Here is a 16238-nt window from a genome sequence, read left to right as displayed (position 1 = left end):
TTTTGATAAGGCAAATTTAGTTGTTGAATGCAAACAAACCAAATTATTTTTATCTATTCTAAATAAAGCAAAAAACGCACTTTCAATTTATTCGTTTTGCGGTTTTTTAACAGAAAACGATTGTATTTGTTAAAAAGATATGAAAAAACCTGTTCAAATGAATGAACAGGTTTTCTAAATATAATATCGATATGTATCTTAATGTGTGTGTTTTGGGTTAAAACCGTCTTCACTAACTTCTGTTGGCGTATAATCTGCAAACATCTCAGTTTCGTAATCGATTTTTTCTCCTTTAGATAATCTTCTGACAATACCTTCCATTATTTGGTAGATTACAGGAACCACAATCAAGGTTAGGAATAAAGACGAAATTAATCCTCCGATAATTACCCAAGCCAAACCGTTTTTCCATTCTGCTCCAGCTCCAGATGCCAATGCAATTGGGAACATACCAAATACCATCGCAATTGTTGTCATTAAGATCGGACGTAAACGTGCGTGATTTGCCTGAATTAATGCATTTCTGATAGATTCTCCAGCAGCTCTTCGCTGATTGGTATAATCCACAAGCATGATCGCATTTTTACACACCAGACCAATTAACATGATAATACCCAGAATCGTAAAGATGTTTAAGGAGTTATTCGTTAAGGCTAATGCTAATAAAGCACCAATAAATGAAAGTGGAATAGCAAATAATACTACAAATGGGTGAACGAAACTGTCGTACAAACTCACCATTACAAGATAAACTAAGATAATAGCGGCTAATAATGCAATTCCTAAAGTACCAAATCCTTCAGATTGATTCTCCATGTCACCACCCCAAATATAATTTACTCCAACAGGTTTTTTCAACTTATCTAATTTTTCCTGCCATATTCCAACAATTGTTCCTGAAGGAACCCCAACGTTTTGTCCTTTTACAGTTACAGAAGCCGATTTGTCTCTACGCTCTAACTGGCTAGGTCCTGAACCTTCGGTAATATCTGCAAATTGAGATAACTTTATTTGTTGTCCTGCACCATTGATAAAAATCAAATTACTAACATCGGTAATACTTTTTCTGTCGAATGCATTATATCTGATATTGATATCATACTCGTATTCTCCAGCTCTGTATTTACCATCTGTGTTTCCGCTAAAAGCAGTTTGCATGGTTAAACCAACAGTTTGAAGTGTTAATCCTAAAGCTGCCATTTTATCACGGTCTACTTTAACGTTGATCTCAGGATTTCCGTCTTCAACCGTTAATTTAATCTCAGTTGTTCCAGGAATACTACGTAATTCAGCTTCAGCTAATTTGGCAAAAGCCATAGCACTTTCTGTAGATGGTCCCGTTACGATTAATCCTAATGTAGCATCTTCAGCAGTTCCTAAAATACCAACCGGAACAGTTTTTACTTTTGCTCCAACTAATACTTTCTCTAATTTACGTTTGATTTTTGCTGCATAAACAGAGGCGTCATCTTTACGATCTTTTTGTTCGATCATTTTTACATCAATCTCTGCTTTGTAAGCAGTAGCTTGCGACGCTCCAAAACCTTCTGAAGTTTGTCCTACAGTTGTAATTTGACTGTGAACGTATTCTTCTCCTTTAAGGAATGCTTCGGCTTTTTGAGTCATGAAGTTCGTTTGTTCTAACGAAGCATCTTTTGGCATTTCGATTTGAACTAAGAATTCTCCACTATCTGATGCTGCGAAAAACTCTCCTCCAATAAACGGTGATAAACCAAATATTGATCCAAAAAACAACATTAATACAAGAATAACTGTTTTACCGTAGTTGTCCAAACACCAAGTTAATAAATGAGAAACCCAATCAGTAAAACGTGTTAGGTAACTTTCGAAACCAAGAATGATTCTTCCAAATAGGTTCTTTCCTTCAATGTGTTCTAATTTTCCATAACGAGATGATAACCATGGAATAATAGTGAAAGATGCTAAAAGTGAGAATAATGTCGAAATAATTACAGTTACACAAAATTGAGTAATGATATTAGATACCAATCCAGAACTCATTGCGATAGGCAAGAACACCACCACAATTACTAATGTAATAGAAGTTACTGTTCCACCAATTTCTGCAGTTCCATCATACGAAGCACGGATTCGGCTTTTACCCATTTCCATGTGTCGATAAATATTTTCTAATACCACAATGGCATCATCCACAAGAATACCTACAACAAGAGATAACCCTAATAAACTCATTAAGTTTAATGTATATCCCATAAAGTAAATACCAATAAACGTAGCAATTAATGATGCAGGAATCGAAACCATTACAATCAATGAGTTTCTTATACTGTGTAAGAAGAACAACATTACAAATGCTACCAGAACAACTGCAATTAATAAATCGTGAACTACAGAGTCTGCAGCTTCAAGCGTAAAAACAGTACTATCTTTTGCAACTTCTAATTTTAAGTTATTGTCTTTATAATCGTTTTCAAGAGTCGTAATTGTCTTTAATAAATGCTCACTTACTGCAACGGCATTTGCATCTGATTGTTTTACGATTTGTAATACGATCGCACTTTTTTGATCTACACGTGATATTTTTTCAGCAATTTTTTGTGTATCCTGAACATCAGCAATATCACTTAATCTTACTTGAATTCCGTTTTGAGATGAAACTACTAAGTTTCTTAACTCATTAACATTTTTGTATTTACCGGCTAAACGAATTAATATTTTTTGATCACGAGTTTGAATATTTCCTGTCGGGAAATCTAAGTTCGAAGTCAAAATCATTTGCTGTACCTGAGGAACCGATAAATTGTAACCTTGCATTTTCTTTGCATCAAGGTTTACTTGAATTTCACGCTCAGAACCTCCAATGATATTTACTTGAGCAACACCTTGTACACGAGATAATATAGGAGCAATTTTTTTATCAATTAAGTCATAAAATGCAGCTTCATCCATTTTTCCGTTGGCACCAAGCGTCATAATTGGTAAATCACTCAGCGAGAATTTGGTTAATGCTGGTGTTTTAACATCATCGGGTAAATCACTTATAATAGCGTTTATTTTACGCTGTGCATCATTCAGAGAGAAATCGACTTTTGCATTTGATGTTAATGTAATCGAAACGATAGATAAACTTTCGTATGATTTTGAGTCAATTTTCTTAACATTCTCTAAGGATGCGATCGCATCTTCAATTTTCTTGGTTACTGTATTTTCTACCTCACTTGGAGAAGCTCCAGGATAAACGGTAGAAATTGTAATAACGTTTTGTTCAAATTTAGGGATCAGCTCATAGCCTAACTGGCTGTAGCTGAATAATCCACCAAGTGTTAGAATTGTAAACAATACAATTACTAACGACGGACGTTTTATGGATATTTCGGCTAATTTCATATATGTTGCTTTAGGCTGTAGACTTTAGGCAATAAGCTTAATGCTTATGGCGTATTGCTTACTGCTTTAAATTATTTAATAATTTCTACTGTATTACCGTCTTGTAAGTTGATCTGACCTGTTGTAATTACAATTTCTCCATCAGACAATCCATTGATAATTTCTACCTGATCTCCTAAAATTCTTCCAGCAGTTACCTTTTTTAATTTAGCAATACCGTTTTGAACTACAAATATTTCGTTACTGCTCACACTTCCTACAAATGCATTTCTAGGTACAACCATTAAGTTTTGTCTTTGTTGGTTTGATGCAAAATGTGCTGTTCCGTACATACCAGCTCTTAGGTCATTATTAGGGTTGTTTGTAATTTCAATTTCTACAGGAAAGTTCAAGCTTTCGTCAGCTTTTGCTGCGATAAAAGTGATTTTTCCAGAGAAAGTTTTGTCAGGATAAACACTAGCAGTTACGTTAATTACGTTACCTAATTTTAAACTTGCAACTTGATTTTCATTAACTGTTACAACTAATTTTAGTTTAGAAACATTTACAATATCAAATAAAGCAGTTGCAGGCATTCCAGCTAAGATAGATCCTGGCTCGATATATTTTTTATTAATAAAACCACTAATTGGTGCTTTTACTTTAGTATCACCTACATTAATGTTTGCTTGTTTTAAGTTAGCTTCTGCATTAGTCAATGCTAATTTTGCTTGGTCTAATTGTTGTTTAGTAACACCGTCAGTTTTAAAAGCATTTTCATATCTAATGTAATCAGACTTTGCATTTTGGTATGCTGCCTGAGCTGCCTGAGCGTTTACGTTAATTACATCGCCTCTTACTGTTAATAGTGTTTGACCAACTTTTACATAATCACCTTCTTTAGCTAAAACACTAATTACTTTTCCTGATTTCTCTGCAGAGAAAGTTAATTCCTGAATGGGTTGAAAGTTTCCGTTTGCCACGAAATCCAATGAAACCTCTTGTGTTTTTACAGTAGAAACTTTTACTGAAACAGCTGCGTTTTTCTCTGCAACAATATCTGTTTTAGCTTTATTCTCTTTTTCGTTCTTGGTTAATATGAAACCAATTAATGCTAATGCACCAATTATGACTACTATTGTTATTATTATTTTTTTCATTTGTTTTAGTTATTTAGGAGTGATTTTAGTTGGCCTTTTGATTTGATTACTTGAATTTCTGCTATTTTATAGCCTAGTATTGCTGATGAGTAATTGTTTTCTGCTTCGATATACGCGTTTTCAACATCTAATAAATCGTTTAGGGAAGCTAAACCTTGTAGATAATTGTTTTTGGTATTTTGCAATACTTGTTGAGCAAGTTCTCTATTCTCTTTTTGGTTTTTAATCGTCACAAGACTGTTTTCCATTTGGATTGTTGCATTGCTATAAGCAATATCAAGCGAAAGTTTTGTGTCTTTTATATCTTCTTGTAATGAACGAATGGCAACATCTGCCTGACGAACTTTGGCTCTTGTACCAAAACCAGTAAAGATTGGCACTCTTAAGTTTAACCCAATTGCAGAGAAGTCTGACCAGTAAACACCTGATGATGGTTTAGTAAACCAAGGCATTTCTGGACCTTGACCAATATAATTATATCCCGCGCTTAAAGATAGCGTTGGGTAAAACTCAGCTTGAACAGCTTTCTTTTGGAAAACCAATAATTGTTCTTGTTTTTTCAAAAGTAAATATTGACTTAAATTCTCAACATTTGGAGCTTCAGATAGGGGTTGAAGTGTAATTTCAAATTCAGTATTAGGAATTTCTATTTGAGTTTCAGCAGGCATACCCATGTAAAATTTCAATGCATTTTCCTGTAACGCTACTCTATTAATAACTTGTTGGCGTTGCGTACTAATGTTTGATAGCTTAACAATAACTCTATTAAGATCAATCTTTTTTGCTAAACCATTATCAAATTGTCCCTGAATAATATTTTTTACTTTCTCTGTATTTACGTAGTTACTGTCTAATACTGTTAAGTTTAATCGTTGTACATATACTTCGTAGTAATTATTTGCAACCTTTTCGATTACATCCTCTTCTGTTAATTGCTCATTGATTTGATAAAATTCACGAGTACTTTTTGCGGCTCTTAAACCTGTAAATACAGCTTGATCAAATATATTCTGAGTTAAAGAAACTCCAGCAGTCGAAGTCCATTTCTGACCAAAAGCTGCTTGTATCGTAGTTCCTGGAGCACCAAAACCTGCACCATCAATAACTGTAGTTTGTATTACAGGATTGTAAGTTAAGTTTCCGTTTGCCGAAATCTGTGGTAATGCTCTAGATCTTACTTCTTGTATTTTGTATTCACTATTTTCTACTTGTAATTTAGCCTTTTTTGCATCGGCTTTATTTTGTAGCGCATAAGAAATAGCATTCTTTAAGGTCAAGGTCTGTGCGCCTTGCTTAGCCGGATTGCTATTGTTTTTGTCTTGCGCGTTTGCGGTTATTGCAAAAGCCAGGACGAAGAGAATCATTATTCTTTTCATGGATTAAAGATTATGGATTGATGATTAGTGGGTTATTCTTTGTAATTGCTTTTCTAGCTCTATAATTCCTGCGAGAGTAGCCATGGCTCTCGTGTGGTATTCTAAAGCCTGTAATTCTGCTTGTTGCGCTTCTTTCTCAGAACTTGTTGTTTCGTTTATATGAAAAATTAAAGTGTAATAAAATTTCACATATATGTCTACATTAATATCCTCGCGATATAATTTCTGTTCGATTCCCTTAGTGATATTATCTCTAAAATATTGACTGCATTGATCTATCTCATGTCTCATCAAATTGGTGTAGATTTCGGGATAGTGTTTCTTTAGTTGATATATAGGAGATGTATCAATAGAAGACTGAAACATGTTTTTAAACATTTCTCTTATTTCAAAATTCTCCTGAATGGCATTATGATTTTTAACAACAATAGAGTCTATGATTTCATGAACTTTCTGGTGTACAGAAGAAGTACTTTCTTTAATTAATACCTCCTTATTGCAAAAATATTTATAAATTGTTTTTTTAGAAATACACATTTCGCCTGCGATATCATCCATAGTGACACTTTTAAAACCTAATTTTAAGAATAAGTCACTCGCTTTTGATATAATTTTATCTCTCATTTTGTTTCTTCTAATCTGTAATTTTTAAAAACTTCTATTTGATGTAAGCCTTAGATAGTAAATTCTAAATTGGCTACAAGTTTAATGTCTTGTCCAGTTGTTAAACCACTGCTTTGATGAAATGAATTATAGTCTAATCCAAAATCTTTACGATTTATGTCGCCAGTAAGTTCAAAAGAAACTTTTTTGTTGCCATCATAATAGTCAGTTTCCACTAGTTCGACATCCAGCTCTACGGTTTTAGTAACATCTTTTATGGTTAAATCACCTTTAAGAAAGTTGATGTTTTTGTTTACTTTTTGAAATGAAGTCGATTTAAAACTTATTGTAGGATACTTATTTACGTCGAAAAAGTCATTCAGTTTTAAGTACGTATTTATCTGCTCTAGTTTAGCTTCTCTGTTATTTACATCCAAAGAAAACTCTATTGTAGCATCTTCTATCTCATTATTTTGTAAGTCTACGTGACCTTGAAACTGATTTATAGAACCGCCTAAATAAGCAAGTATTGAATGTCTCATTTTGATTAAAACATCAGACTGGCTAGAATCAATTGTCCATTGTGTTCTCATAACGTTAAATAATATTTTATTAATAATTAGTATTTAACAGGATTACGCGGAAATTGATCATTGTAATTATTGTTAAATTTCGATGCAAATGTATATTGGAAACTCTAAACACCAAAATAGTTTCCAAAGTATTTTTGATTATTTAACATTTCATTAAGAAATGGAGTTTGCATTGCAGGCTTAATGCCGTAAATTAGCCAAAAATTACTTTTATGCATGCCATTTATCAATACCAGGAATTCTTTGTCGATTATCTGGAGAAACAAACTATAAGCAAAGAGCCTAAAAACTTATATGAGCCAATTGAATATATTGTAAGTCTTGGAGGAAAAAGGATGCGTCCAGTATTGACTTTAATGTCTTCTGAAGTTTTTGATGTTTCATACAATGAAGCACTTCCGGCTGCTATGGCAGTAGAGATTTTTCATAATTTTTCATTAGTACATGATGATATAATGGATGATGCTCCTTTGAGAAGAGGACAAAAAACAGTTCATGAAAAATGGGATCTTAATACTGGAATCCTTTCTGGTGATGCTATGCTTATTTTGGCATATCAATATTTTGAACAATATGAACCTAATACTTTTAGAGAACTAGCGAAGCTTTTTAGTAAAACTGCTTTGGAGGTTTGTGAAGGACAGCAATGGGATGTCGATTTTGAACAAAGAAACGATGTTACCATTCCCGAATACTTAAAAATGATTGAGTACAAAACAGCAGTTTTGGTTGCTGCAGCTATGAAAATGGGTGCAATTGTAGCAAAAACGTCTGAAGAAAATGCTAATTTAATATATGATTTCGGATTACAATTAGGATTAGCTTTCCAGTTACAAGATGATTATTTAGATGCATTTGGAGATCCGGAAACTTTCGGAAAACAAGTAGGAGGTGATATTATCGAAAATAAAAAAACCTATTTGTATCTAAAAGCGTTGGCTTATTCTGATGATGAAAAAGCAAAACAACTAAAAGAATTATTTACTACACAACCTGAGGATAGTACAGATAAAGTCGAAATAGTAAAGGGTATATTTAATAATTCTGGTGCTTCAAAAGAAACTAAAGATGCAATAGAAATGTATACACTCGAAGCTTTTAAAACATTAGATAAAATGGATATTAGCGACGAAAAGAAATTGTCATTGCGCACTTTTGGTGAAAACTTAATGGGAAGAAAAGTTTAGTATTCCGTTTCCAGTTGCAGTGTTCAGTAATCAGTTTTTTAATTCAGATCCAGATTTAGATTTTTGAATCTTTCAATCATTAAATTCTGAAATCACTAATCATAAATCAACAATCCTAAATCAAATGTTTGTAGCCCCACAAAATACAGATTTATTACTTCAGGAAGCGGAGAAAGAAGCTTTGTATCTTAAATTGATTGAACAGATTAATAAAGATTTCAACTTGGCGAATGAAGGAATTGATTTCCCGCTGAGTATTTCTCCCGATGAACTTAAAATTCAAATGCACGAAAAAATATACAGAATGATTCAGTATAAATTTGCCGAGTATTTGAACCTACTTTATATAATAGATGTTTCTGAAGCTGAGATAAAAAAACTAGACGGATCAGATTTAGTGATTCTAGCCGAACAAGTTTCCTTTTTAATCCTAAAAAGAGAATGGCAGAAAGTTTGGTTTAGAAATTTTTATAAATAGTTTTTTTAAGATTCAGGGTAGTTTCCTGTTACTAAATTAGCATACAAATTGATCCTAATGTCATAAAGAGAAAAACTTCCTTCAGCAAATAATGCTAAAGGAAGTTTTTTTATGTTCTCTATCCAAATCAAATATTTTATACTCTTTAATTTGATTAAATAGAAAGGGTTTTAGTAACCAATGCTTTCTTATTTATACAGCTAATTCTGCTTTTTCTTTTGTTTTTTTGCCAGCGTTGGTATGAAGCTGTTTGCTGTAGTATTTGTATAAATAATCATAAACAACCATCTCATGAATTCTGTGTTTTGTTAGAAAAATTCGATTGCAAATCATATGAACATAACTCAACATTATATTGTCAAGATGTGTTGGCAGACGCTGTTCTTTTCCTATTTGCTTGATTCGTTTTGCTACATCAGCATTTTTATCGGTACGCTCCTGAAGAATCTCAATTAAAGGCTCATACATTTCATTAATATTATCTTGGTCTAAGAAAGACTCGATCTCGGATTCATGCTTAACAAACATTTCATTAATTTGTTTATTGAGTTTTCCAGAGCGATTAAATTCTTTTCCGAAACTAGTTTTGGCAGCGTTAAAAAGTTTGATTTTTCCCTCAAGTTTGACATCAAAATCATTCAAAAAATGATCAATAGACAATAAAGCAAATAACCATCTGATTTTTTCTCCGGAATCTCCTTCAATCATATCAGTAAACTTTAGGGTGCATTCGCTATCATTAAAAAACAATGTTTCGGTTTCTTCAATGGCTTCATATCCGTAACGTTGTAGTTCTCTATTGTAATTATCGGTTTGTGTTTTCCAGATGATTTTGTTCTTTTCAAGAGGTTCAATGTTCTTTTTTATGATTTGAATACAATCTGTAAAAGAATTGATGTCTTTTAGTAAAACTCTAAATCTTATATGATGTCCTGGTGCATCATAATATCTAATAAAAAACCATTTATCAATTAAGCCTTTTGCATGTAATTCTTCAACAATTGGATTAATTGCTCTGTTTAGCAGTTCTTCGCCAGCTCTTTCTCCACAGTAAAATTTGTAATAAAGCCATTTTTCACCTATAGAAAAGGAAGTCGCAATATCATCTTTTCTTTCTTTTGAAACGTATAAATCTGTGTTGGCAATTTTAGCTTTTTGATCTATATTTTTATGTGCAGTAAATATAATTTCATTGCAATAGTTGGAGGTTATTGTGTCTTCGAGGAATAAAAATTCTTTCAATTGAACGAAGCTTTCTCCTTTTAGCATATAAGAAAAGACATTGCAACTTAAATCATTATTAAAATTAATAAGTACTTCATTATCTCCTTGAGAGAAATATACAATATCTGGGATGTTTCTTTTGTTCTTGAAATCTCTAACAAATTCTATTGTTTTAGATTCGTCAGTAGCCAAAATAGCATCGATTTCAGTTTTGCTTATATTCCAGGCAGCTCTGCTTAAAACCGTGTCTTTGTAATTTACTCTAGGCAAGAAATCAAATTCGTTTTGAAATGTTCCCCAATTAAAACCAAACCCGAAAGAATTTTGATTTTGAAGATCACAAAGGAAATGATAGATTGGTAATGCATTAGATCTAAAATTGTGTGCATTACTTAATCTTGGAATTATCTCTTTGTTGAGTCTTTTAGATCGCAAAATAATCTTTCCAGATTTTACAGAAACATATAAGTCCTCAATCATTATTTGATGCTCTTTATCTACAGAAGCATTACCCAGATAAGGAATTTCATATTCTCTCTGAAAGTTTCGGTATAAAATATTTCCTGTTCTTGCCTGAGGTAAATGAACAATTTCGGCAATAATTTTATCAGAATTTAATTGGTTTTCAATCGTAGTAATTTCATCACATAAGTCTAATATTTTAGTATCTAAATGGCTGAACCTTCCTATTAACCCATTTGCAGATGGACCACTTGCTGTCTTTAAATTGATTTTTTCTACTCCATTTTCATGGAATACATTTACAAACGCCGAAAAAGTATCAGGATATAAGGATTCGTTTTCTTCAAATTTATTGATTTCTTCATCTGTTAAATCAATAGACTGAAGATTGTGTTTTGTGGCTTGGATTAATTTTTTTAATAAAAATGATTTTTTAGAATCCATCAAAATCTGAGACGAATCAGAATGACTTACATTGATTAGTAAATCGTCTACCAAAGGTGATTTTGTTCCTGATACGTTCCCATAACCAATACCGATATCCGGATCCAGAACACTTACAAGAGGTTGCTCATATTCTTCAAATCGCTCCAAGAATTTTTTTCTGAATTCTTTCAGATTTCCATTTTCAGAACTAGATTGTAATTTGTTTAAAACGCTTAATGCAGGGCGCAAGTTTTTTAAGGTTTTAAAACCAATTGAACCGTTATTAATTTTTCTGAAACTATCTACCTGAAATAATTTTGAAATATCAACATGATTTAATTCTTCATTAACTAATTCATGTATTTCAGTATATAAAGCAGGATCGTTACTCGTATTTTGGTCAAGGAAATTGATTTTATTTTTTAGATTGCTTATTAATTCTTTGATTACTTCGGCTTCGTAAAAATTGAATCTTTCCTCAGAAAATATTCTTAATAGTTTTTCGAAATAGTCTTCTCCTGTAATTGTAAACTCTAGTTCAGATAGAATAAATTGACTTTTAATAAGGGTATCAATAAATTCATTAGCATCTTGTGCAGTAATCTCATCAGAAATAAGATGATTAACGAGTTCGCTTAATAGGATTCCAGTTTTAGCTTTCTCGAATATTAATTCTAAATATTCAGAGATTTCTACTTCCGAAATTTTATGAAAACGTACATTATCTTTAAAGTAATATTCTACATATCTGTATTTATCAAAAACTTTATAAGTAGAATTATTGCTATAGTATTTTAAAACGTTTCTTATCTCATCATTTTTTACAATAACGGGCAAAAAGCTTCCTAAAAAGTACATGTCAAATTTTGTGAATCGCCCAAAAGTGCTCTCAGCAATATTTAGGTTAGTCTCGGCATTAAGATCTACAGCGGCAACAGTAGAGAACATCCCAAAAGGAGTACTTCTGTTGGATAGTCGGGATGCATATTTATATAATGATCCTTTTAGGTTTTTTAATTCATCTTCGGTTTGAAATGCTTCTCCGTTTTCCCATAAAATTAGCGCTTTGTAAATATTTGGTGAGCCAATAAACAACGCTTCTCTGTTTTCTTTTTTAGAAAAAATTGTTTTAATTTTTTCCCAGGTAAGATCCATTTGTTTTTCTTCAATTGGAGTTCTCACAATAGCCGTTTTTGTAAAAGAGTAATTTTTCATTTTTTGTTAAATTTTCCTTATTAAACACTTATATTTTTCCACATTTTATAATAGTATTCTTTTTTATTCAGAAGCTCTTCATGTGAGCCGGATTCCATTATTTCGCCTTTTTTGAAGGCATAAATAATGTCTGCTTTTTTTATCGATTGAAGCTTATGCGCAATAACAATGATTGTTTTTCCCTGTGCAGTTAAGTCTTCGATTAGGTTTTTAATGACCAATTCAGATTCAGAGTCAAGAGCCGATGTTGCTTCGTCCAGAATAAGTACTTCAGGATCTTTATAAAGCGCTCTTGCAAATGCAATTCGTTGTCTTTCTCCACCTGATAAATTGGCTCCAAACTCGCCTAGATAAGTGTTAAATCCGTTTGGTAAAGCTTCGATGAAATCATAAGCACCTACTTTTTTACTTACATCGATTATTTTTTCCATATCAGGACTTGATTCTCCAATAGAAATATTAAAAGCAATAGTTCCATCAAAGAGCTCTACGTTTTGAGGTACAGTCGTAATGAGTGCATTAATACTTTTTTTGGATATATAATTTAAATCATATTCTCCAATCAATATTTTACCTTCTTTAGGGCTATATATATTCTGAATTAATGCAGCAATAGTGCTTTTTCCACTTCCGCTTTCTCCAACCAGAGCTGTAAATTGTCCTTTTTTGATAGTAAGATTCAAATCTTTAAAAATGTATCGCCCTAATTGATAAGAGAAATCAATATTTTTAAATTTGATATCATTAAAATTGGCTTTTGTCAAGTTCACTTTAGATTCCATTTCTTCTCTGTCAAGATCCATGATTCCAAATAAACGATCAGAAGCGATCATAGCATTCTGAATAGCCTGATTTGTTCCTATTAATTGAGATGCAGGCCCTGTAAAATAACCTATGATAGAGTAAAATGAAAACAATTCTCCTGGTGTAATATCACCATCAATAGCATAATAAGTTCCTACCCATAAAAGGATAATTGTAAATAGGCGTGAAATAAAATCGGTTGATGTTCTCGAGAAAATTCCATTCATCCCAGATTTATAGATGCTTTTAAGTAAATCTATAAATTTTAGTTCTGTTCTTGTTTTAGAGAATTCTTCTAATGATAATCGTTTAACGGTACCAATATTTTTTATAGACTCTACTAACTGAGATTCTAAAAGAGCATTTTTCTCCATTATCTCGCGTTCTACTTTTTTATTTAACTTGTTTGTTATTAAATAAATTATAATGTAAAACGGAATGATTAACGAGATGATTAATGCTAGTTTCCAATAGAATGAGAACATGAAAATAAACGAGAAAACTACGATTAGTATGTTTACCGAAATGCTTAATGCCGTTTCGTTTATTAAAGCTCTAATCTTTACAGCATCTCCAATTCTTGACATGATTTCTCCAATTCTCATGGTGTCAAAAAACTTTTGAGGCATTGTAAAGAGATGTTTGTAATATCCTAATATCAGCCTTGAATCGATTTGCTGACTTGTCTTTAAAATAAAAACATCTTTTAAAACGCTATATACAATTTGTAGCAGTAAGCAACCAATTACAATGACGCTCATTAAATTCAATAAACTTTTATTACCGCTTACAAGTACAAAATCGGTGATCTTACCTATATATATCGAAACCGAAAAACCTAATAAGGTGTACAAAACAGCACCAATAATAGCTTGTAATAAAATATATTTATGAGGTTTTAATAAAAAGAGTATCCTTCTGAAATTCGATATTTTTTCGTTTTTTTCTTTAAAAATATCTTCATCAGGAACTAGTATTAAAGCATAACCTGTAAATATTGTTTCAAAATCGGCTAATGGTCTTTTTTCTAATTTACCAGTAGACGGATCCATAACCTGGATATATTTATCGGTTATTTTATAAGCTACAACGTAATGAGGAAACTCATGACCGCTTTGTTTTATAAGAACATGTAAAAGTGCTGGTAACGGAAGATCTTTTAATCCTTCAAATTCAACTTTTATTCCTTTAGCAAGAAAACCTAATTTTACTGCTGCTTCTCTTAATCCTAAAAGTGTAGTTCCTTTTTGAGTTGTATTTGCATATTGTCTAATTCTTGAAATTGGTAAGCTTAAATTGTAATATTCTGAAATTGAAGCCAAACAAGTAGCGCCGCAATCTGAAAGGTCATGTTGTTTTATTGCTATTTTACTCATTTTTGCTGTTGTAAGGATTAAACCAATCTTCTACTTTGTCGAATAATAATTGAAATGCAGTTCTTTTGGTAAGGAAAAAACGGCTTGTTAAACTCATTCCTTTTTTTAAATTCCCTTTCGCTCCATTTTTTAAGGTTAAATTATTAAGATCGAGATTGCTTTTTATTTTATAATAGGGGGCGTTGTTTATGATTAGTATATCCTTGCTTATCTCGAAGATTCTGCCTTTGGCAAATCCCCATTGATTTGAGTTAAAGGCATCAATTTGGTAAATAGCATCACCACCTTCTTTTAGATATCCAATTTCTGATGGGGTTACATAAGTCTCTACAATAATATCTTTGTCTGGAGAGATTTCTACAATTGGATTTCCAGAAGCGATTCCGCTTCCTTTATGAAATCCTTGCATATTGATAAGTTCGCCATCTATAGGAGCAATGATGATGTAATTGTTTTCCTCTTCCTTTAGTTGTTTTTGGTTAGAATGGATACTTTTATTAGATTGATTTAATTGAGTGTATTCTTTCTGCCAGGATAATTCAGCTTGTTTAATTAAATTGATTCTATCGTTTTTAATTTTATCCAATTCTAGTTCCGATTTCTCCAGTTCCGATTTTGAGATTACTTCTTTTTTATAAAGATGCTCTTTTCGGTTAAAGTCGGCTTGTGTGTTCTTAACGATAACATCAATATTGTATAATTCTTGCTGATGTTTTAAAAGCTCTCTTTTATATTGATCTGATTTTATCAGACCATAATTTTTACGAATCAAATTGTTCAGGTCATTTATATAAAGAGAGTTCTCTGAGCTTTGAATCGAGTTTAAGTTTTCTCTTTCTTTTAATATGTTATGATCTATTATAAGAAGTGTATCTCCTTTCTTGATTTTTTGATTTTCTTCAATATTAAAGAAGGATATTTTTCCATTTATTGGAGAGTAAAGAGTTAGCTTTTTTTCTTGTGGAATTATAGTTCCTCTACTCGTAGTATAAATATCTATGTATATAAAAGGAAGTGTAATAAAGGCAATTAAAAGTGCCAAAAAAGTAATCACAAATAATAGTGATGTTCTTTTGCTGTGTTTAACAATATGATTCTCAACAGTGTTGTTTAAAATCTCTTCTGGGAAAATTTCTTGATTGCTCATCTTTATCGTATTAATTTCAATGACAAATGAACCTAATATTTAAGGAAGAAAAAAATGAAAAATACCTATTTTTATAAAAAATAGTGTCCTTTTTGTTGTTTTATGTTGTTTGTTTTCAGTGTGTTACACGGGTTTTGAGTCATTTGGGTAATTTGGAGTATTGTTAAGTGTTTTTTGTGGTTTTAGGGTATAAAAAAAGGCATTATTGGTTTAAACCAATAATGCCTTTTGTGGAATTGTAGAGGTACTAATGTCTATATTGATCGTATTATTATAATACCAGGAAGACAAATAGCTGAGCTTTTACCATCTACATTATATCTTTTATCGTCATTCAATCCCGTAACATTTACTTCGTTGAAAACGAGTTTGTTTTTTGGATTTTGCATTTCAATGTTTCTAATTTTGAGGATTAGTTATCCATTGCAATTGATATTGTCAAGCCAATAATTACACCTACACAAATAGGAGTAGTTCCGCCATCTACATCGTGCATTTGGTTGTCATTTAATTCTATAACAGCCACTTTATTGAAAGCAAGCTTGTTGTTTACGTTTTGTTTTTTCATAATTTTAAATTTTAAGGGTTTTTAGTTAATTAGAAGATTTGTATATTATATAACCAATGGCTACACCTATGCAAAATGGAGTAGTTCCACCATCTACATCATACATTTGATTGTCATTTAATTCTACAACAGCCACTTTGTTGAAAGTAAGTTTGTTGATTGTGCTTTGTTTTTTCATAATTTTAAATTTTAAGAGGTTTCTAATTAATTAGCCTCCATTGCGATTGTTATTGTAATAATTGTTATTACGCATAGTGGAGTAGTTCCACCA

Annotated in this window: 12 protein-coding genes; 2 read left to right on the top strand and 10 right to left on the bottom strand. The window is 31.7% G+C overall.

The window, feature by feature from the left end:
- Nucleotides 1-198 precede the first annotated feature (198 nt).
- The 5 genes from IW20_RS02210 to IW20_RS02190 form a co-directional block, all read right to left on the bottom strand.
- Complete coding sequence (locus tag IW20_RS02210) at nucleotides 199-3369, bottom strand: efflux RND transporter permease subunit (protein ID WP_035618179.1); 3171 nt, start codon at nucleotides 3367-3369, stop codon at nucleotides 199-201.
- Between the two features lie 71 nt (nucleotides 3370-3440).
- Nucleotides 3441-4508: an efflux RND transporter periplasmic adaptor subunit gene (locus tag IW20_RS02205; RefSeq protein ID WP_035618175.1), complete on the bottom strand. Its 1068-nt coding sequence runs from the start codon at nucleotides 4506-4508 to the stop codon at nucleotides 3441-3443.
- 5 nt (nucleotides 4509-4513) lie between these two features.
- On the bottom strand, nucleotides 4514-5884 hold the full coding sequence (locus IW20_RS02200; RefSeq protein WP_035618172.1) for a TolC family protein: 1371 nt from the start codon (nucleotides 5882-5884) through the stop codon (nucleotides 4514-4516).
- Nucleotides 5885-5908: 24 nt separating this feature from the next.
- Nucleotides 5909-6508 (bottom strand): TetR/AcrR family transcriptional regulator, encoded by a 600-nt coding sequence (locus IW20_RS02195; RefSeq protein WP_035618169.1) that lies wholly within the window; start codon nucleotides 6506-6508, stop codon nucleotides 5909-5911.
- 50 nt (nucleotides 6509-6558) lie between these two features.
- Nucleotides 6559-7080 carry a YceI family protein gene (locus tag IW20_RS02190; protein ID WP_035618166.1) on the bottom strand — a complete coding sequence of 174 codons (522 nt, stop codon included), beginning with the start codon at nucleotides 7078-7080 and terminating at the stop codon, nucleotides 6559-6561.
- Nucleotides 7081-7292: 212 nt separating this feature from the next.
- Between IW20_RS02190 and IW20_RS02185 the strand changes: the two genes are divergently transcribed.
- On the top strand, nucleotides 7293-8267 hold the full coding sequence (locus IW20_RS02185) for a polyprenyl synthetase family protein (RefSeq protein WP_035618163.1): 975 nt from the start codon (nucleotides 7293-7295) through the stop codon (nucleotides 8265-8267).
- Between the two features lie 124 nt (nucleotides 8268-8391).
- Complete coding sequence (locus IW20_RS02180) at nucleotides 8392-8745, top strand: hypothetical protein (protein ID WP_035618159.1); 354 nt, start codon at nucleotides 8392-8394, stop codon at nucleotides 8743-8745.
- 192 nt (nucleotides 8746-8937) lie between these two features.
- Here IW20_RS02180 and IW20_RS02175 read toward each other — a convergent pair whose 3' ends face one another.
- The 5 genes from IW20_RS02175 to IW20_RS25995 all read right to left on the bottom strand — a co-directional run bounded on the left by IW20_RS02175 (nucleotide 8938) and on the right by IW20_RS25995 (nucleotide 16145).
- Complete coding sequence (locus IW20_RS02175; RefSeq protein ID WP_035618157.1) at nucleotides 8938-12072, bottom strand: lantibiotic dehydratase; 3135 nt, start codon at nucleotides 12070-12072, stop codon at nucleotides 8938-8940.
- 20 nt (nucleotides 12073-12092) lie between these two features.
- Complete coding sequence (locus IW20_RS02170; protein WP_035618154.1) at nucleotides 12093-14252, bottom strand: peptidase domain-containing ABC transporter; 2160 nt, start codon at nucleotides 14250-14252, stop codon at nucleotides 12093-12095.
- On the bottom strand, nucleotides 14245-15399 hold the full coding sequence (locus IW20_RS02165) for an HlyD family secretion protein (protein ID WP_035618151.1): 1155 nt from the start codon (nucleotides 15397-15399) through the stop codon (nucleotides 14245-14247). Before IW20_RS02165 ends, IW20_RS02170 begins: the two co-directional genes overlap by 8 nt.
- 412 nt (nucleotides 15400-15811) lie before the next feature.
- Entirely contained in the window at nucleotides 15812-15967 is a 156-nt protein-coding gene (locus IW20_RS26000; protein ID WP_117614463.1) for a class IIb bacteriocin, lactobin A/cerein 7B family, read from the bottom strand.
- 25 nt (nucleotides 15968-15992) lie between these two features.
- Nucleotides 15993-16145 carry a class IIb bacteriocin, lactobin A/cerein 7B family gene (locus tag IW20_RS25995; protein WP_117614462.1) on the bottom strand — a complete coding sequence of 51 codons (153 nt, stop codon included), beginning with the start codon at nucleotides 16143-16145 and terminating at the stop codon, nucleotides 15993-15995.
- Between the last annotated feature and the right edge of the window lie 93 nt (nucleotides 16146-16238).

Origin of the sequence: Flavobacterium hydatis (genome assembly GCF_000737695.1) — a bacterium.
Classification (GTDB): Bacteria; Bacteroidota; Bacteroidia; order Flavobacteriales; family Flavobacteriaceae; genus Flavobacterium; species Flavobacterium hydatis.
Note: the sequence above shows the minus strand (reverse complement) of the source record. Positions and strands in the feature narration are given on the sequence as shown.